We start from the raw sequence: 18,848 nt of genomic DNA, 5'->3' as shown, positions 1-18,848 counted from the left end.
GCGGGCTTGCCCGCGATTGCGGTATCTCAGTCAACAGATAGGTCGATTGATAGGCCCTCATCGCGGGCAAGCCCACAGGGTTTTCGGTGTGTGCAATATTTTTGTATCAGCATGCCACTGTTCCCGTGAAGCGACGATGCAGGCAAGATGAAGGCCTGCAAGTCAGAACACAGGATGCTGATCGTGACCGAAGCTTTTATTGTCGTTCAAACCGCCGAGCAAGCCGTTGACCGGCTTGCGCTCTTGCACAATCGTGCAACCACCGCATTGAGCCAGGCGCTCAAGCGCTACCTCAAGGATCGCGTCGAGCCCGATGCCGAGCAGCGGGCATTGTTCCGTTATCCCGAATTGCGTCTGACCTACCATTGCCAGGGCGAAGTACCGCAGACCACCCGCGCTTACGCCAAGGTTCAGTTACCGGGCACCTACAGCGTCACCGTGACCCACCCGTCGGCGTTCCGTAAATACCTGCTGGAACAGCTCGTACCTCTGATGCACGACTTCACCGTGACCGTAGAGGTCGGTGTCAGTCAGCAAAACATTCCTTATCCGTACGTAGTCGAGCAGGGCGATGAGCTGGCTGGCTCGGGCGTCACCGCGGCCGTGCTGGCACGGGTGTTCCCGAGTACCGACCTGTCGGCGGCGACCGACGGCATTGCCGATGGCTTGTACGATTGGGAAAACACCGACCCGCTGCCGCTGGCGCTGTTCGATGCCGCGCGGGTGGATTTCTCCCTGCGCCGGCTGGTGCATTACACCGGTAGTGACTGGCGTCATGTGCAGCCGTGGATCCTGCTGACCAACTACCACCGTTACGTTGACCAGTTCATCGTCCACGGCCTGGAACAATTGCGCAAAGACCCGCGTTTCATCCGCATGGTGCTGCCGGGCAACGTGATCATCGAAAAGAGCATGGACCACGGTGAAGCCTCGGCGATTGCCGCCGGCGTGGTCTGGCATCGCTACCAGATGCCGGCCTATCACCTGATCGCCAGCGACGGTCACGGCGTGACCCTGGTGAACATCGGCGTCGGCCCGTCCAACGCCAAGAACATCACCGATCACCTGGCGGTGCTGCGTCCGCACTGCTGGCTGATGATTGGTCACTGCGGCGGCTTGCGTCAGTCGCAGACCATTGGCGACTACGTGCTGGCGCACGCCTACATGCGCCGCGACGGGATTCTCGACCGGGTGGTACCGCCGAACATTCCGATCCCGGCCCTGGCCGAAGTGCAGATGGCCTTGCAACAAGCGGCGGCCAACATCACCGGCGAGCAGGGCGACCAACTGAAAAAGCGTCTGCGCACCGGCACCGTGCTGACCTACGACGACCGCAACTGGGAATTGCGCTGGGCCCAGGAGCGTCCGCTGATCAACTTGTCTCGCGCCGTCGCGGTAGACATGGAAAGCGGCACCATCGCCGCCCAGGGCTATCGCCTGCGTGTGCCTTACGGCACGTTGCTCTGTGTGTCGGACAAGCCGCTGCACAGTGAAATCAAGCTGCCGGGTTCGGCCAACGCTTTCTATGAGCGCGCGGTCAGCCAGCACTTGAAGATCGGCATCGAGGCGGTGGACTTGCTGCGCACCGAACTCAACTCGCTGCACTCGCGCAAACTGCGCAGCTTCGACGAACCGCCGTTCCGCTAAGGGTTAGTCATGGTCATTTAGCGGTCAGCGCACTAGCATTAGCAGCCCTGACCGTTAGATGTCTCTTTTGCCATGTCCCGTCCTCAACGTCCCGTTTCCCGCCGTCCTGGCGCGAAGCCATCCCCTTCGGCCCCGCGCCGTGTCGCCAAGGCACCACCGGCCGAGCCAAAACTGATCCTGTTCAACAAACCGTTCGATGTGCTGACGCAATTCAGCGATGGCGAAGGTCGGGCGACGCTCAAGGACTTTATCGAGATTCCGGGGATTTACCCCGCCGGACGGTTGGACCGTGACAGCGAAGGCTTGCTGCTGCTGACCAACGACGGTCAGCTACAGGCGCGGATCGCCGACCCGAAACACAAACTGGCCAAGACTTATTGGGTGCAAGTGGAAGGCGAGCCGAGCGCCGAGCAGTTGCAGCGTTTGCGTGATGGCGTGGAGTTGAACGACGGCATGACCTTGCCTGCCGAGGCGCGGCAACTCGACGAGCCCGAGTTGTGGCCGCGCAATCCGCCCGTGCGTTTTCGCAAGAGTGTGCCGACCAGTTGGCTGGAGCTGGTGATTCGCGAGGGACGTAACCGTCAGGTAAGGCGCATGACGGCGGCGGTCGGACTGCCGACGTTGCGCCTGGTGCGGGTCAGAATCGGCGACTGGACTCTCGAAGGGCTCGATCAAGGCCAGTGGAAGGAAGTGCCGGCGCGCTTATAAAGTGCCGGACTCGATCAGTCCGATCACCACGCTCTTGATGACGAATGCCGCTACGCCAAGGCCCAGTACGAAGAACAGAATGAACGAGCCGAAACGCCCGGCCTTGGACTTCTTCGCCAGATCCCAGACGATGAAACCCATGAAAATGATCAGGATGGAGACCAGGCCGGTCATCATCCACTCTTCGAAAACTGCAGGATCCATCGAACATCTCCACGCGGGCGAGGCTAAAAGGGCGCGGGGAGTATACGCCTCGCTGGTGGAGGGCAGTATTGACCTGCGGCGGTGTGTCGCAGTCATTCGTCGGCTGTTGAGGACGCCATCGCGAGCATGCTCGCGATGGCGTCCTCAGCTTCGCAGATGAGTCAGCGGCAGCTCAGTGCTGTTCAAAACCTGATTCAACACGAAACTCGACCGCACGCTCGTCACGCCTTCAATCCGCGTCAGGTGCCCCAGCAGCAGTTTCTGGTAGTGATCCATGTCCGGCACCACGACCTTGAGCTGATAGTCGGCATCCATCCCGGTCACCAGGCTGCATTCCAGGACTTGCGGCAAGGTTCGGATGGCCGCTTCGAAGTTCTCGAAGCGCTCCGGCGTATGGCGGTCCATGCCGATCAGCACATAGGCTGTCAGGCTCAGGCCGAGCATTTTGCGGTCGAGCAGGGCGACCTGGCGGGAAATGTAGCCGTCATCCTCCAGTTGCTTGACCCGCCGTGAGCAAGGCGACGGTGACAGGCCGATGCGTTCGGCCAGCTCCTGATTGGAGATGCGTGCGTCACGCTGCAATTCAGCCAGAATGCTCAGGTCGTATCGGTCGAGTTTGCTCATCAATCAGGCCTTTGTCATAACTATTGCGGCAGATTATCTATCCAGGGTTAAAAATTGCGCAAGTAATGTTTATTTGAGCAATCTTCGCAATCTTCTGCCGGCCCTCCGAGCCTATTCTTATCACCAGAATCACTGCTCGGACAAACAGTCCAGTGCGGCTCGCCCAATCAGGCCAGCTGCGGTCGCCACCCCCACAGGGGATGTGCCGGCCCCCGAGCTACACACTGTCCAGAAGACGGCGTGAGGTGAGCCGACGTCAAAAGCGTCGAGCACGGACGAAGTTCTCAAGGGGAGGCCGACGGGTCTCCCCTTTTTCTTGCCCGTCATTTGACGCCCGTCCTCAATAAATAAGTTGCGCGACTGATAACCTGTTGCAGAACCAGCCTGTGCATTTCCAGTCTTACGTACAAGCGCTGTTCGCTTCACTGTAGGAGCGAGCCTGCTCGCGATGGACGTTAACGATGACGCGCGTGCTTTTTGAATAAACGCATTGCGCTTGAGTTCATCGCGAGCAGGCTCGCTCCTACGCAATCCGTACCCCAGCAGTCCCCACAGTGAGGAAAAGCATGAAGTCGCGCATCTGGCGTTTGGCCGGAGTTGGTTTGCTGTGTGTCAGTGTCACTGCGCAATCGCTCGCCGACGAGCCGCAGAACCGGGGGCCCGATGGTGGGCAGCGCTGGGAGGGCGGTCATCAGGGAAACAATCAGGGGCATGGCGGCAACAATCAGCCGCACCCGCAGGAAGGTCAACCACAGAACCTGCCACGTCCGCAGAACAACGACGTCAATCGTGGCGAAAACAGCCGGCAGTTCGAACACAACGACCAGCATCAGAACCAGGGTCAGTGGCAGCGCCATACGCCGCCCGATTACAACAGCCCGGTTCGCCCGCCGCCGCCGTCACCGCAATTGCCGGCCAATGATTTGCCGATCCAGCCCCGGCCCGATGCGGTGCGCCAGACCCAGCCACCGCAGCGCGGGTATTACCAGGACGTTCCGCGTCGCAACGACAACAACCAGCACTGGGGCGGCTACACCGGTTCGCCGTCGAGTAACAATCAGTGGCAGGGCCACCCGAACGGACACGGCAATGGCTGGGGCCCAGGACCGCAGTATCGCCCTGGCCACGTGATCGATCGCTTCCCCGACCGCGAATACCGCGTGCCGTACCGCGGCATGGATTATTTCTACTCCGGCGGCTACTGGTATCGCCCACTGGGCCCACGCTATGTGGTGGTCGAACCGCCGCGCGGAATTCGCGTCAGTTACTTGCCCGATTACGCCGAGCAGGTGTTGATCGGCGGTACGGTGCTATTTTTGGCGGCGGGCGCGTATTACGCCTATCAGGAGAGCACCCAGGACTACGTCGTGGTCGAGCCACCGGTTGGCAGCCTTCAACCGCAGCCACAGCCACAACAGCCGCCACCACCCGTCAACAACAGTTATGACGTGGTGGCGTACCCGGCCAACGGCCAGTCCCAGGAACAGGTCAATCAGGATGGCTACGAGTGCTATCAATACGCGGTGCAGCAGAGCGGTTTCGATCCGCGAACCGCAACCTACCAACCGGACCCTTCGGTGGTGCAGGCCTACCGCCAGTCTCAGGGCAATTGCCTGAGCAGTCGCGGCTATCAGGTGAGTTACTGAGCCCGGGCGGCGTTCACCGCTTCCTGCGGGTCGGCGTGCACCAGCACCTCGGCTCGCGGGTAGGCGGCGTGAATCGCATCGGCGGCCTGATCGCTGATGCCGTGGGCAACTGACAGCGTCAGGTCCCCCGGCAATTCCAGGTGCAGTTGTACGAACCACTGGTTGCCGGACACCCGCGTGCGCAGGTCATGCGCGCCCAGCACCCCCGGAACGCCGCATGCCAGTTCGAGCATGTGCTGGCTGACATCCGGCGGCAGCTCTTCATCCATCAGCACCGTGAAACTTTCCCGGGCGATCTGCACCGCGCTCCAGAGGATGTACGCGGCGATACCCAGACCGAACCAGGCGTCGACCTGATGCCAGCCAAACCCGGCCAGCACCAGCGCCAACAGTATGCTGCCGTTGAGCAGCATGTCCGAGCGGTAATGCAAGGAGTCGGCGTGTACGGCATTGGAGCCCGTGGCCTTGACCACACGATGCTGCAATATCAGCAGTGCCAGGGTCAGGACCAGCGAGAACACAATCACCCCGATGCTGATCCATGGCGCGCCCACCGGCTCTGGATGCTTGATCCGCTCGAATGCCTGCATCGCAATCAGCACCGCACTGCCGCCGATGAACAACGCTTGCGCCATGCCGGCCAGCGATTCGGCCTTGCCATGCCCGTAGCGATGATCGTCGTCGGCGGGGCGCAGGGCGTAGTGCACGGCCAGCAAGTTGAGCATCGAAGTGATGCCGTCGAGTGCCGAGTCGGTCAACCCGGCGAGCATGCTCACCGATCCGCTCAGCCACCAGGCGATGGCTTTGGCGACGACCAGCGTGCAAGCCACCGCCACCGAGGCACGGGTCGCCAGCCGCAGCAGGCGGGCGTGTTCGGAGCTGGAGATCATAAGGGCGGCCTTTCCTTGAAATGCACCGATTACGCGGCGGGTTGCAGGCCGAACATGGCCAGTTGTTGGGCACTGCCCTTGTGCTGGATCAGGCGTGGATCATCCAGCGGGAAGCTGCGGCCCAGTTCACGCTGCAGAATAGCCTGCAACTTGAGGTTATCGACCTTGCCGTCGGCGCCGATGGCTTCCTTGAGTTTTTCCGGGTCGACCTGGGCGGTTTTGCCCGGTTCGAAGTAAATCGCGCCGGTGGCGAAGTCCACGGCAAACGCGATCAGGCCGGGAATGATATAGAACAGCAGGCCAACGGCATCGAGCGCGGCAATGGCCGGGTCGATCTTGCCGTCGATCTGTCCACGGCGATCCGGATAGAAGATCGAACCGCAGGCTGTTACTTGGGTCAGCAGGGTCGCGACCAGAACACCGCCAATCAGGCGAACGGGAATACGCATATGAAATCTCCTGGGTCATTTCAAAACGAAGTGTCATCGGTATGAATTAGGACCGCAACGAACACTGGGCAGTTCGCCGTTATACTCGCCGCTCTGTTTGGGAGCCAGCATGATTTCTTTGCCGATTGATGAAGTTTTACCCGCCCTGCGTGAAGCCTTGGCTACGCGCCACGAAGCCGTGCTTGAAGCACCGCCTGGCGCCGGTAAAACCACCCGCGTGCCCTTGGCCTTGCTCAACGAGTCGTGGCTGGCCGGGCAAACCATCCTCATGCTCGAGCCGCGCCGGTTGGCGGCGCGCGCGGCAGCGGAGCGTCTGGCCAGTGAGTTGGGCGAGAAAGTCGGCGAAACCGTGGGTTATCGCATCCGGCTCGACAGCAAGGTCGGCCCCGACACCCGCATCGAAGTGGTCACCGAAGGCATCCTCACCCGGCGCTTGCAGGACGATCCGGCGCTGGAAGGCGTGGGCCTGCTGATCTTCGACGAATTTCACGAACGCAGCCTCGACGCCGACCTGGCGTTGGCCCTGAGCCTCAATGGCCGGGAGCTGTTCCGCGACGATCAACCGCTGAAAATCCTGCTGATGTCCGCGACCCTGGAGGGCGAACGCCTGGCCGGGCTGCTGGACGATGCGCCGATCCTGCGCAGCGAAGGGCGCATGTACCCGGTGGCGATGCGCTGGGGGCGGCCGTTCCAGGCCGGTGAATTCATCGAGCCACGCCTGGTGCAAACCATTCTCGAAGCCTTGAACGATGAAACCGGCAGCGTGCTGGTGTTCCTGCCGGGGCAGGCGGAAATTCGACGCGTGCATCAACAACTGGCCGATGCGCTGGGCGACAACCCTCAAGTGTTGCTTTGCCCGTTGCACGGCGAGCTGGACCTGGCCGCACAACGGGCGGCGATCGATCCGGCGCCGTCAGGCAAACGCAAAGTGGTGCTGGCCACCAACATCGCCGAGACCAGCCTGACCATCGACGGCGTGCGCGTCGTCATCGATGCCGGATTGGCGCGCGTACCGCGTTTCGACCCCGGCAGCGGCATGACCCGCCTCGACACGCAACGTATCTCCAAGGCCAGTGCTACCCAGCGTGCAGGCCGCGCCGGGCGACTGGAGCCTGGCGTTTGCTATCGCCTGTGGTCGCAGGATCAACACGAACAGTTGGCGGCCTACGGCAGTGCGGAAATTCTCTCGGCGGATCTCGCCGGCCTGGCCTTGCAACTCGGCCGCTGGGGTGTGGCACCCGGGCAATTGGTCTGGCTCGATGTGCCGCCCGCCGCCGCGTACGCCCAGGCGCAGGATCTGCTCGAACGTCTGGGCGCACTGGACGGCGAAACGCTGACCCGTCACGGTCAGGCCATGGCCGAGTTGCCGGCGCATCCGCGCATCGCCCATTTGCTGTTGCGCGGGCAGGCCCTCGGTTTGGCAGACATGGCCTGCGATGTGGCGGCGCTGCTCGGCGAGCGCGACATCTTGCGTGGTGCCGGCGCGGATCTGCACAGCCGACTGGTGTTGTTGTCCGGCGAAGCGCGCGCCGCTCGCGGTGCCCAGGGCGGGGTGCAGCGGGCTCGGCAACTGGCGCGGCAATATCGAGGCTATCTGCGCGGCAAGGCCACGGAGCCGGTCAGCGATCCCGATCACCCGCGCTGGCTCGGTGCGCTGCTGGCACTGGCCTACCCCGACCGCGTCGCCCAGCAGCGCCGCGCGGGTGGCGCCGAGTATCGCCTGGCCAACGGCCGGGCAGCCTTGTTTGCCGAAGCGGACAGCCTGATGAAACAACCCTGGCTGGTGATTGCCGACCTTGGCAGTCGTCAGGGCCAGCGTGAAGAACGGATTTATCTGGCGACGGATTTCGATCCGGCGCTGTTCGACTCGGTGCTGGCCGAGCAGGTGCGGGTGGTCGATCAACTGGATTGGGACGAACGCGAAGGCGTGTTGCGAGCCGAGCGTCAGCGCAAGGTCGGGGAACTGATCCTCAGCCGTGAACCGCTGACCGGCCTTGATGAGTCCGCCCGCAGTCGGGCGCTGGTCAATCTGGTCCGCCGCAAGGGGCTGGAATTGTTGCCGTGGACGCCGGAGCTGCGTCAGTGGCAGGCGCGGGTAGCCTTGTTGCGCCAACTGGATCTGGCTGGCAAGGGCGAGAGTGAGTGGCCGGATGTCAGCGACGCTGCGTTGCTCAAAACCCTGGAACACTGGCTGATGCCTTATCTGGGTAAGGTCTCGCGGCTCAGTCACTTCGCCAACCTGGACCTGTCGAGCATCGTCCATAACCTGTTGCCCTGGCCTTTGCCGCAACGGCTCGACGAGCTGGCGCCGCATCATTTAAGCGTGCCGTCGGGTTCGTCGATCCGTCTGGATTACAGCGAACAGCCGCCGATTCTGGCGGTGCGTCTGCAGGAACTGTTTGGCCTGGCCGAGACCCCGCGCATCGCCGGTGGCCGGCAAGTGGTCAAACTGCATCTGTTGTCCCCGGCGCGTCGACCCGTGCAAGTGACCCAGGACCTGGCGAACTTCTGGCGCAGCACCTACGCCGAGGTAAAGAAAGACTTGAAGGGGCGCTACCCGAAACACTACTGGCCGGATGACCCGTTGGTGGCCGAAGCGACCGCGCGGATCAAGCCGCGCAAGTGATCGCTGATGTCGAGCATAAAATCGTGTGGCGAGGGCGCTTGTCGGAACGCCGCACCGTCCCGCAGGACTGCATCGCAGGCCCTTTTTTCAGGGCCGCTGCGCGACCCAACGGGAGCAAGCTCCCTCGCCACAAGCGGTCACGATGATTGTTCGGATTTTTCGGTGAGCTGCTCGCGACAATAATCGGCAAACATCTGCGCCGGTTTGGTCAATTGGCCACGTTTCAACCACGCCGCCACCAATCCAGACCCCGTGACATCCTCGACAATGTCCACGCACACCACTTTCTGCCCGTCATAGGTGCATTCCGAATGCGGCCGTGTGACCAGGATCGAAAAACCAAACCCTTGCCCGACCATTCCGCGCACCATCTCGATCGACGGTGAGCTGAAAGCGATGTGCGGCGTCAGGCCCAGTTCCTCGAACAGGCTGACGAAGTAGGTCCGGCTCGGCTGTACATCCAGCAGAATCATCGGCTCCAGGCACAGGTCGCGCAGCGACACTTGCTTCAACTGGGCAAAGCGATGATCCGCCGGCAGCAAGGCATAAGGGCGCTGCGCCGGCATCAGGGGTTCGGTCTGGATGGTGGCGTCCAGGTCGTGTTCATACAGGATCGCCAGATCGAAGGTGCCCGAGGTCAGGCCTTGCACCAACTCCTGCTGCTCGCCGTCGCGGATACGGATTTTCACCCCCGGGTACAGCGCCGAAAACCCGGCAATCAGCTGGGGCAAGTACAGCGGCGCGACGGTTTCGAAGCAACCGATGTCGATTTGCCCGGCCACCACATCGTTGTCGGCCAGAGCGTTCTGCTCGAACTCCTTGGCCATGCGCAGCAGCTCCTGGGCCTTGCGATAGAAGCGCGCGCCGCTGGGTGTCAGGGAGACGCCCTGGGCGTGATGGCGGATCAGCAGTTGCACACCGAAGCTGTCTTCCAGGCCTTTGATCGCCGTGGAGATCGCCGGCTGGGCGATGTACAACTTGCGCGAAGCCTCGGCGACGCTGCCGCAATCGACGGTGGTAATGAAGTACTTCAATTGACGCAGGTTGTAGGCAGCCACGACAAACCTCGGGACGGACGGGTAAGGCATCCAAGCAATTTGCGCACCGCCCGCATCCCGTCAGGCGAAGTTTTTGTTGTGTTTGAACAATAACCACATGCAGCGCAACCCGGGAGATTGGCTACCCAGTTTTTTCATCGTCTGCGAAGACATTTTTACTATTTTTCCTCGACACGGGCCTGGGCCACCATCAATGCACAAGAAAAGCCCATGGAGCATCTGAACGTGTTCGAGCTTGCATACTGGCAAAACAAGGCCGCTGCGCTGCGGTTACCCGACCAGGCCGTGATCGACGGCAAATCCCGTGCAGCGCAGTCGGGACAGACATTCGCGGCCATCAACCCCGCTACCGGCCAGCATCTGGCCAACGTGGCGGCCTGCGGCGAGGAGGACGTCGAGGCGGCGGTGCGCAACGCGCGCCAGGTGTTCGAAGCCGGCACCTGGGCGGCGCGTTCCCCAAGCGAGCGCAAGCAAGTGTTGTTGCGCCTGGCGGATCTGATTCTGACCCATCGCGAAGAACTGGCGCTGCTCGATTCGCTGAACATGGGCAAACCCGTCATGGACGCCTACAACATCGACGTGCCGGGCGCCGCCGGGGTGTTCCGCTGGTACGCCGAGAGCCTCGACAAACTCTACGATCAGGTCGCCCCCAGCGCACAGAACGTGCTGGCGACCATCACCCGCGAAGCGTTGGGCGTGGTCGCGGCCGTGGTGCCCTGGAACTTTCCACTGGATATGGCCGCGTGGAAACTCGCGCCAGCGCTGGCGGCGGGCAATTCGGTGATCCTCAAACCGGCCGAACAGTCACCGTTTTCCGCGCTGCGCCTGGCTGAACTGGCGCTGGAAGCCGGACTGCCAGCCGGTGTGCTCAATGTGCTGCCGGGGCTTGGCGAACAGACCGGTAAAGCCCTCGGCCTGCACCCGGACGTTGATTGCCTGGTGTTCACCGGTTCCACCGAAGTCGGCAAATACTTCATGCAGTACTCGGCGCAATCGAACCTGAAACAGGTGTGGCTGGAGTGCGGCGGAAAGAGCGCGAACCTGGTGTTCGCCGACTGTCAGGACCTTGATCTGGCGGCGCAGAAGGCGGCCTTCGGCATCTTCTTCAATCAGGGTGAAGTCTGTTCCGCCAACTCGCGGTTGCTGGTGCAGCGCTCGATTCACGATGAATTCGTCGAGCGCCTCAAGGCCCAGGCCGAGCGCTGGCAGCCAGGTGATCCTCTGGACCCGTCGAGCACCGCCGGCGCCATCGTCGACAGCCGCCAGACAGCCCGCATCATGAAGTTCATCCAGCAGGCCGAGCAGCAGGGCGCGACCCGCGTCTGTGGCGGCCGGCAGTCGATCTTCAACGGCTCGGACAACTTCATCCAGCCGACGATCTTTACCGGCGTGAGCCCGGACATGCCGCTGTTTCGCGACGAAGTGTTCGGCCCGGTGCTGGCGGTCACGGCATTCGATGACGAGGCCCACGCCTTGCAATTGGCCAACGACAGCGTCTACGGTCTGGCGGCATCGCTGTGGACCGACGACCTCAATCGCGCCCACCGCGTGGCGCGACAATTGCGAGCCGGGACCGTGTCGGTCAACAGCGTCGATGCGCTGGACGTGACCGTGCCTTTCGGCGGTGGCAAACAGTCCGGTTTTGGCCGTGACCTGTCGCTGCACTCATTCGATAAATACACCCAGTTGAAGACCACCTGGTTTCAATTGCGCTGATAACAAAAACGGAGAACTGGCGATGACCACCCCACGTGAAACCCGCGACTACCAGGCAGCCGACGCCGCGCACCACATCCACGCGTTCGTCGATCAAAAGGCACTCAACGACGAAGGGCCGCGGGTGATGGTCCGTGGTGAGCGCCTGCACCTGTGGGACAGCGACGGTCGGCGTTACCTCGACGGCATGTCCGGGCTGTGGTGCACCAACCTCGGTTACGGGCGCAAGGACCTGGCGTTGGCGGCGAGCCAGCAACTGGAACAGCTGCCGTACTACAACATGTTTTTCCACACGACCCACCCGCAGGTGATCGAGCTATCCGAGCTGTTGTTCAGCCTGCTGCCGGGTCACTACAGCCACGCGATCTACACCAACTCCGGCTCCGAAGCCAACGAGGTGTTGATCCGTACCGTGCGCCGTTATTGGCAAGTGCTCGGCAAGCCCGAGAAGAAAATCATGATCGGCCGCTGGAACGGCTACCACGGTTCGACCCTGGCCGCGACGGCGCTCGGTGGTATGAAATTCATGCACGAAATGGGCGGCATGATCCCCGACATCGAGCACATCGACGAACCGTACTTCTTCGCCCACGAGGGCAACCTGACGCCGGCCGAATTCGGCCTGCGTGCAGCGCAGCAGCTGGAAGCGAAGATTCTCGAACTGGGTGCGGACAAGGTGGCCGGCTTCATCGCCGAACCCTTCCAGGGCGCGGGCGGCATGATCTTCCCGCCGGAAAGCTACTGGCCGGAAATCCAGCGCATCTGCCGCAAGTACGACGTGCTGCTGTGCGCCGACGAAGTGATTGGCGGCTTCGGTCGTACCGGCGAATGGTTCGCCCACGAGTACTTCGGTTTTGAGCCGGATACGTTGTCCATCGCCAAGGGCCTGACCTCGGGCTACATCCCGATGGGTGGCCTGGTACTGTCGAAAAAAATGGCCCAGGTGCTGGTGGAGCAGGGCGGTGTGTTCGCCCACGGCCTGACCTATTCCGGGCACCCGGTAGCGGCGGCGGTGGCGATCGCCAACCTCAAGGCATTGCGTGATGAAGGGGTGGTGACGCGGGTCAAGGACGACATCGGCCCGTACCTGCAACAGTGTCTGCGCGAGGTGTTCGGCAATCACCCGCTGGTGGGCGATATCCAGGGCACGGGCATGGTGGCGGCACTGCAACTGGCCGAAGACAAAACCAGCCGTAAACGCTTTGCCAACGAGAACGACATCGCCTGGCGCTGCCGCACGATTGGCTTTGAAGAAGGGGTGATCATTCGTTCGACGCTGGGGCGGATGATCATGGCGCCGGCGTTGATTGCCAGCCGTGAAGAGATTGACGAGCTGGTGGGCAAGACCCTGAAAGCGGTCGATCGCACGGCGCAGGAATATGGTCGGCTCTGACACCGTCTGAAGGTCCTGCGGACCTTTTCGCGGGCAAGCCACGCTCCCACAGGTTATGTGTCGTGCTTAAACGTACGACCGACACATGACCTGTGGGAGCGGGCTTGCCCGCGATTGCTTTCGTCCATTCAACACACCTTTCCTTTTTTGCCCCCACCCTGTGCATCCCCGCCAAGTCCGCCCTTTTACCGCGCACGCTACCCAGTTTTTTCATCGTTCCCATCGACATATTTCCTCATTTTCCTAAGCCCTGCCTTGGGCCAACATCGACTTTGCCAGTCAGCCCCATGCTGCCCAACCCAAGGTCCATCAGAGACCGCCGGTGGCAGCTGATATCCGGGGCCGCTGGCCGTACTGCCCATCAAAACTAAATCAACAGCTTTGGGAGTGCTCCATGATCAAGTCCTTGCTTACCCGCGTTACCTATCCACTGGCGGTCACCGCCATCGCCGCGACGGTCGCCACCAGCGCCCAGGCCGGCACCCTGTCCATCGGTCACACCACCTGGGTCGGCTACGGCACCCTCTACCTCGCCCAGGACCTGGGCTACTTCAAGGAAAACGGTCTGACCGTGGAACTGCCGGTCGTCGAAGAAGCTTCGATGTACATGGCGGCGCAAGCGTCGGGCGAGTTGTCGGGCTCGGCCTCGACCATCGACGAAGTGCTGAAATACCGTCCGCAATTTTGCTTCAAGGCGGTGGCCGCGCTGGATGACAGCCATGGTGGCGATGGCGTGCTGGTGGGCAAGGACGTCAAGAGCCTGCAGGAGCTCAAAGGCAAGGCCGTGGCGGTCAACGAAGGGTCGACCTCGCAGTTCTGGTTGTCTTACCTGCTGAAAAAACAGGGCATGACCATGAGCGACATCACCGTGCAGAACATGACGGCTGACGACGCCGCCACCGCGTTCATCGCCGGTCGCGTGCCCGCCGCGGTGACCTGGGAACCGCACCTGTCGATGGTCCGCGACAAGCAACAGGGCAAGGTGCTGATCGACAGCAGCAGCACGCCGGGGGTGATCGTTGACGTGGTGGCACTCAACTGCACCGTCATCGAAAAACAACCGCAAGACGTCAGGGCCCTGGTGGCCGGTCTGTACAAAGCCGTGCAGTACACCAAGGACCATCCGGAGCAGGCCTACAAAATCATGGCCAAAGGCGTCGGCGGCTACCTGGCCGATCCGAAGGAACTGGCCGCAGCTGCCAAAGGCGTGCGCTTCTACGATCAGGCCATGAGCGAACAACTGCTCGGCTCACCGGGCAAGCCGGGTGACAGCGAACCGTTGATCAAACTGGCCAACGAGACCGCCAGCGAGCTGCAGGGCAAGCCGTACAACGTCAGCAATGACGACCTGATCGACAACCGTTTCGTCAGCCCGCTCTAGGAGGTTTGCATGTTCAAGCGCAATTCATGGCTGAGCCGCTGCATCACGCCCAAGACCGGTTTGCCGGTGTCGGTGATCTGGAGTGCGAGCGGCCTGGCCTGGGTCTTGTTGGTCGGCCTCTGGGCCGGGTTGTCCTACGGTGGCGTGGTGCCGGGCATGTTCCTGCCGACACCCGGCGCCGTGGTCGAGGCCGCCGTGCGCCTGAGTCGCGACGGCACCCTCGGCCAGCACGTATGGGCCAGCGTCGAAGTGGTGATGGTCGGTTTCATTGTCTCGTCCCTGGTCGCCGTGCCGCTGGGGTTGCTGATGGGCAGCTTCCGCATCGTCCAGGCGTTCCTCGAGCCGATGGTCAACTTCATCCGCTATCTGCCGGTCACGTCCTTCGTGCCGCTGTTCATTCTGTGGATCGGCATCGGTCTGGAGCAGCGGGTGTCGGTGATCATCTTCGGCGTGTTCTTCCAGCAACTGGTGATGATCGCGGACGTGTCCAAGGGCATCTCCAAGGACCTGATCAACGCCTCTTACACCCTGGGCTCAAACCGCCGCGACGCGGTGCTGCATGTCATTGCCCCGGCGTCATTGCCGGGCGTGCTCGACACCCTGCGCGTGACCATGGGCTGGGCCTGGACTTACCTGGTCGTCGCCGAACTGGTCGCGGCCTCCAGTGGCCTGGGCTACCTGAGCCTCAAAGCCATGCGCGGCTTTCAGGTGGATGTGATTTTCCTGGCCATCGCCATCATCGGCCTGCTGGGCCTCGCTACCGATCAACTGTTCCGTTTCCTTCGTCTGAGGATCACCGCATGGGCTCAGTAACCGCTGCCAATCATCGATTCGCCAACTCCCAGGCCACTGCGGTGCAGGCCGCGCCACGACTGCAAGTGGACAAGGTCAGCCTGCGTTACAAAAAGCCCGATGGCGGCACGTTTACCGCGTTGGAGCAGGTCTCGTTCGAAGTGCCGGATCAGCAATTCGCCGTGCTGGTCGGCCCTTCGGGGTGCGGCAAGTCGAGCCTGCTGTACCTCACCGCCGGCCTGAACGAACCCACGTCGGGCGAGATTTATGTGGGAGGCCAGCAAGTGCAGGGGCCGGGTGCGGATCGCGGCATGGTGTTCCAGAGCTACACGCTGTTTCCGTGGCTGACCGTGCGCCAGAACGTCGAGTTCGGTCTCAAGCGCCGTGGCATGTCGGCGGCGCAACGCAAGGACATTGTCGACTACTACGTCAACGAAGTCGGCTTGAGCAACTTCGCCGACAACTACGCCAAGCAGCTGTCCGGCGGCATGATGCAGCGCGTGGCGATCGCCCGCGCGCTGGCCAACGACCCGCAGATCCTGCTGATGGACGAACCCTTCGGCGCCCTCGACAGCCAGACGCGCCTGCAAATGCAGCAGCTGTTGTTGCGGGTCTGGGGCAACAGCAAGAAGACCGTATTGTTCGTCACCCATGACATCGATGAAGCGATTCTGCTCGGTGACCGGGTCTATGTGATGGGCGCGCGGCCGGGGCGGATCAAGCAGATTCTCGACGTGCCGATCGAGCGCCCGCGCACGCTGGACATGGTCATGGAGCACTCATTCATCGACATGAAACGCAGGATTTTCGGCTTGCTGCATGACGATCTGGAAGAGGTGCATTGAGCCTGTAATGCATCCCCTCTGTAGGCGCTACGGCGCCGCCGGCAACAGGAACCGGGCGATCACCGGCAAGTGGTCGGAGATGCGCAACGTATCGTCCTGTCGCACCCTCGCTTCAACCCGTTTGATGCGCGGGCTGTAGAACAGGTAGTCGACCGTCCGGTCCGGGCCGCTCACGCCCGGATCGTTCGGGTAGTGCGTCAGCCAGCGCGCCCGGTCGATGCCACTGGCCTCGTTGTTGGTGGGGATCATCGGGTATTTGTCCCACAGCGCATGCAAGGCGCTGTCGGCGGAATAGGGTGTGCGTTGCTCGCTGGGCAGGCGCTGGTATTGGCCCAGCGGCAGGAGGTTGAAATCGCCGCCGATCAGCCAGGGCGTGCCACGGCTTTCGAATTTGTCGAGGACCTTGGTCACGGCCGAGATTTGCGTTTGCAGGGTGTCGTCGGGTTGGGTCGCACGGTCCAGGTGGGTGTTGAGGATCGCCATCTGGCCGCCGTCGCTCAACGGCAGGTAGGTGAGCAGCAGGGCGTCTTTCGGCTTGAACTGACGGCTGATCAGGTTGACCTGTGACACCGGTAGTTGCAGGCGCTCGGCGTGTTCGATCTCGTAGCGACTCAAGGTCGCCAATTGCCGGCCAACGCTGCCGAAAATGTGCGGATCAGGGATGAAATCGGCTTTCCAGTCGAATGCGTGGGCACTGCATGGATAGAGATCGGCGACCCGTTCCTGCAAGAGTTTGAGCTGATTCTGGTAATCGCTGGCCTTGGCGCCGTCATCGAGTTCCTGCAACAACACCACGTCCGGTTGCTCGTCGCGAATCACCCGCGCCACTTCATCGAGGCTGAAGGCCATGTCGTCGGCGGTGGGGGCTTCGTCGGTGCCGGCCGCCTGGTCATTCCAGAACACGTAGCGCTTGCCCGCCAGGTACTGGACGTTCCAGGTCATCACCTTCAATGCCTGGCCAGGTGCCAGGAGGGGGGCCTGAGTACTGCAACTGACCGGCAGCACTTCCCTGGCGTCAGGGCGCCAGGTCAGGCTGTAGACCATCGCGCCTGCCAGGCCGGTCACGATCAACAATCCCAGCAGGGCGTAGCGCAGTGGTCGGGTCATGGCTCGGCTTATCAGTGTTACGAAAATTGACCCCGAGCATACCCGAGTGACGAACCGTCGCCCAAGGTCAGCGTGGCCCCTCGATTTTTTCCGGTGCATCGCCGATCAGCATGAACAGGCGGAACAACACCACGCTGGTAAACAGTTGCAGGAAGCTGTGGGCGCTGTCGATCAACAGCGAGATCGCCGGGTTCTGCGGGTCGGGATACACCGCCAGCGTCGCGCCCTTGAGCACCCACAACGGCCCCATCACGCACAGAATGCACACCAGGATGCGTATGAAATGCCCGCGTGTCAGGCGCAGGCTTTCCTTCATCGCCGCCAGCGGGGCCAGGCCACGCAGCACCAGCAGGTACTCGCCGAAGGCCAGGGTCACCATCAGGTAAATGCCGGGCAGGAAATACAGGGACAGGCCGAGCAGAATCAGCACGGTATTGAGGGCGGTCAGCAAGGCAAAGCGCGGCCACAGGTAGGCGGACCTTGCCAGCAGATCGCGGTTACGGGGCGATTCCCCCCGGCTGCGGGCATCGAGAAACAGAATCAGCGCGGCGGTGTACAGCGGATAGACCAGCAAACCGACGATCACGCTCACGCCGGGAAAACTGTCCGGCTCGGTGGAACGGTCGACCACTTGTTGCAGCAGGGCCTCGATGATCACCAGCGGCAGGCACAGTTGCACAATCTGGCCCAGATTGCGTTTGAAGAAATACAGGGAGTCACGCAGTACATCGAACGGATTCATCAGTCGGTATCGCAGGTTGAAAGCAGTGGCCCACTTTAACCGATGATGTGCACAAGGGCACAAACGTAAACGTTCGGTAAAGGTCATTGAAACAAGTTGTTTCAGCCTCCATTAAGGTATTGCACCTTATCCTCTGTGGATACAGGCAACGATTTTCCCGGCAATCTAAGAGGTCGCCATGAACAGCGAAGAACAAACCCTGATCGATGGACTGTTTTCCCGGCTGCAACAGGCCGAAACGAATTCAGCTCCGCGCGACGCCCTGGCCGAGGCGCGGATCAAGGAACACCTGACTCGCCAACCCGCAGCTGGCTACTTCATGACCCAGGCGATTCTGGTGCAAGAGGCGGCAATCAAGAGCCTCGACGAGCAGAACAAGCAATTGACGGCGCAAGTCCAGCAATTACAGGCCGAACTGCAACAGGCCAAGGCGCAGACAGCGGCGCCGGCGCCGACCAGTGGCGGCTTCCTGTCGAGCATCTTTGGCGGCAGCTCCCGCGAGCCGCAGCCGGCGCCGAGCCAAAGCGCACCGGTATCGAGCGGTGGCGGCTGGCGTGAGCCTGGCCGTTCGTCGTTCGGTGGCCAACCGCCACAGCAAAACTACGGTGCCCCGCAACAGAACTATCCACAGCAGGGCTATGCACCGCAGCAACAGGCTCCAGCAGCGGCCGGTAGCAGTTTCCTCGGTGGCGCGCTGAAAACCGCAGCGGGCGTGGCGGGTGGCGTAATGCTGGCAGAAGGCATCAGCAGCCTGTTCCATCACAATCAGCAGCCGCAAGAAATCGTCGAAGTCATCAAGGAAGTGCCGGCCCAGGTCAACGACCAGGGCAACAATGGCTGGGGCGACGATCAGCGCATGGCCGGTAACGATTCCTACGGCAACGACCGGGGCGGCTTTGCCGACGCCGACTACAGCGATGACAGCTCCTCGTTCTTTGGCGGCGACGACGACTCTTTCGTCTGACCCTTCTGTAGCCGCTGACCCGTGGCGAGCAAGCTCGCTCGCCACGGGTGTTACCC

The 18,848-nt window shown here is 62.0% G+C and carries 17 protein-coding genes; 10 read left to right on the top strand and 7 right to left on the bottom strand.

What is annotated here, in order from left to right; genetic code table 11:
- Positions 1–147 precede the first annotated feature (147 nt).
- Together amn and ACVWYU_RS10625 are read left to right on the top strand one after the other, a co-directional pair.
- Complete coding sequence (amn, locus tag ACVWYU_RS10630; protein WP_174552488.1) at positions 148–1,647, top strand: AMP nucleosidase; 1,500 nt, start codon at positions 148–150, stop codon at positions 1,645–1,647.
- Positions 1,648–1,719: 72 nt separating this feature from the next.
- Positions 1,720–2,355 (top strand): pseudouridine synthase, encoded by a 636-nt coding sequence (locus tag ACVWYU_RS10625; protein WP_090325438.1) that lies wholly within the window; start codon positions 1,720–1,722, stop codon positions 2,353–2,355.
- Here ACVWYU_RS10625 and ACVWYU_RS10620 read toward each other — a convergent pair.
- Positions 2,350–2,559: a DUF2788 domain-containing protein gene (locus ACVWYU_RS10620; protein WP_007937369.1), complete on the bottom strand. Its 210-nt coding sequence runs from the start codon at positions 2,557–2,559 to the stop codon at positions 2,350–2,352. The two genes, ACVWYU_RS10625 and ACVWYU_RS10620, sit on opposite strands and share 6 nt — an antisense overlap.
- A 144-nt stretch (positions 2,560–2,703) precedes the next feature.
- Complete coding sequence (locus tag ACVWYU_RS10615; RefSeq protein WP_007937367.1) at positions 2,704–3,183, bottom strand: Lrp/AsnC family transcriptional regulator; 480 nt, start codon at positions 3,181–3,183, stop codon at positions 2,704–2,706.
- A gap of 566 nt (positions 3,184–3,749) precedes the next feature.
- Here ACVWYU_RS10615 and ACVWYU_RS10610 point away from each other — a divergent pair.
- On the top strand, positions 3,750–4,829 hold the full coding sequence (locus ACVWYU_RS10610) for a DUF6515 family protein (RefSeq protein WP_457372669.1): 1,080 nt from the start codon (positions 3,750–3,752) through the stop codon (positions 4,827–4,829).
- Here the strand turns inward: ACVWYU_RS10610 and ACVWYU_RS10605 are convergent.
- Together ACVWYU_RS10605 and ACVWYU_RS10600 are read right to left on the bottom strand one after the other, a co-directional pair.
- Complete coding sequence (locus tag ACVWYU_RS10605) at positions 4,823–5,719, bottom strand: cation diffusion facilitator family transporter (RefSeq protein ID WP_390957343.1); 897 nt, start codon at positions 5,717–5,719, stop codon at positions 4,823–4,825. The two genes, ACVWYU_RS10610 and ACVWYU_RS10605, sit on opposite strands and share 7 nt — an antisense overlap.
- Positions 5,720–5,748: 29 nt before the next feature.
- The gene (locus ACVWYU_RS10600; RefSeq protein ID WP_390957342.1) at positions 5,749–6,168 is read right to left on the bottom strand and encodes a polyribonucleotide nucleotidyltransferase; all 420 of its coding nucleotides are present in this window, start codon (positions 6,166–6,168) and stop codon (positions 5,749–5,751) included.
- A gap of 109 nt (positions 6,169–6,277) precedes the next feature.
- On the opposite strand from ACVWYU_RS10600, the gene hrpB reads away from it, so the two are divergent.
- Entirely contained in the window at positions 6,278–8,794 is a 2,517-nt protein-coding gene (gene hrpB / locus ACVWYU_RS10595) for an ATP-dependent helicase HrpB (protein WP_457372668.1), read from the top strand.
- A 137-nt stretch (positions 8,795–8,931) separates the two neighbouring features.
- Here hrpB and ACVWYU_RS10590 read toward each other — a convergent pair whose 3' ends face one another.
- Entirely contained in the window at positions 8,932–9,852 is a 921-nt protein-coding gene (locus tag ACVWYU_RS10590) for a LysR substrate-binding domain-containing protein (RefSeq protein ID WP_247254631.1), read from the bottom strand.
- A gap of 225 nt (positions 9,853–10,077) precedes the next feature.
- Here ACVWYU_RS10590 and ACVWYU_RS10585 point away from each other — a divergent pair, with 225 nt between their 5' ends.
- The 5 genes from ACVWYU_RS10585 (at position 10,078) to ACVWYU_RS10565 (ending at position 15,979) form a co-directional block, all read left to right on the top strand.
- A complete protein-coding gene (locus tag ACVWYU_RS10585; protein WP_457372712.1) occupies positions 10,078–11,568 on the top strand; it encodes an aldehyde dehydrogenase in 1,491 nt (496 codons plus the stop codon).
- A gap of 22 nt (positions 11,569–11,590) precedes the next feature.
- On the top strand, positions 11,591–12,961 hold the full coding sequence (locus tag ACVWYU_RS10580) for an aspartate aminotransferase family protein (protein ID WP_457372667.1): 1,371 nt from the start codon (positions 11,591–11,593) through the stop codon (positions 12,959–12,961).
- Positions 12,962–13,355: 394 nt separating this feature from the next.
- Positions 13,356–14,342 carry an ABC transporter substrate-binding protein gene (locus ACVWYU_RS10575; RefSeq protein WP_457372666.1) on the top strand — a complete coding sequence of 329 codons (987 nt, stop codon included), beginning with the start codon at positions 13,356–13,358 and terminating at the stop codon, positions 14,340–14,342.
- A 9-nt stretch (positions 14,343–14,351) separates the two neighbouring features.
- Positions 14,352–15,155 (top strand): ABC transporter permease, encoded by an 804-nt coding sequence (locus ACVWYU_RS10570; protein WP_090325420.1) that lies wholly within the window; start codon positions 14,352–14,354, stop codon positions 15,153–15,155.
- Entirely contained in the window at positions 15,143–15,979 is an 837-nt protein-coding gene (locus tag ACVWYU_RS10565) for an ABC transporter ATP-binding protein (RefSeq protein WP_457372665.1), read from the top strand. Before ACVWYU_RS10570 ends, ACVWYU_RS10565 begins: the two co-directional genes overlap by 13 nt.
- Before the next feature lie 27 nt (positions 15,980–16,006).
- Here the strand turns inward: ACVWYU_RS10565 and ACVWYU_RS10560 are convergent, their stop codons facing one another.
- Together ACVWYU_RS10560 and ACVWYU_RS10555 are read right to left on the bottom strand one after the other, a co-directional pair.
- A complete protein-coding gene (locus tag ACVWYU_RS10560; protein ID WP_457372664.1) occupies positions 16,007–17,086 on the bottom strand; it encodes an endonuclease/exonuclease/phosphatase family protein in 1,080 nt (359 codons plus the stop codon).
- A gap of 67 nt (positions 17,087–17,153) precedes the next feature.
- Complete coding sequence (locus tag ACVWYU_RS10555) at positions 17,154–17,828, bottom strand: YciC family protein (protein WP_090325414.1); 675 nt, start codon at positions 17,826–17,828, stop codon at positions 17,154–17,156.
- A gap of 178 nt (positions 17,829–18,006) precedes the next feature.
- Here ACVWYU_RS10555 and ACVWYU_RS10550 point away from each other — a divergent pair, with 178 nt between their 5' ends.
- The gene (locus tag ACVWYU_RS10550; RefSeq protein ID WP_457372663.1) at positions 18,007–18,792 is read left to right on the top strand and encodes a DUF2076 domain-containing protein; all 786 of its coding nucleotides are present in this window, start codon (positions 18,007–18,009) and stop codon (positions 18,790–18,792) included.
- The last annotated feature ends 56 nt before the right edge of the window (positions 18,793–18,848 follow it).

The sequence above is a fragment of the Pseudomonas sp. TE12234 genome, assembly GCF_054061835.1.
This window is presented reverse-complemented; position numbering and strand designations above follow the sequence as displayed.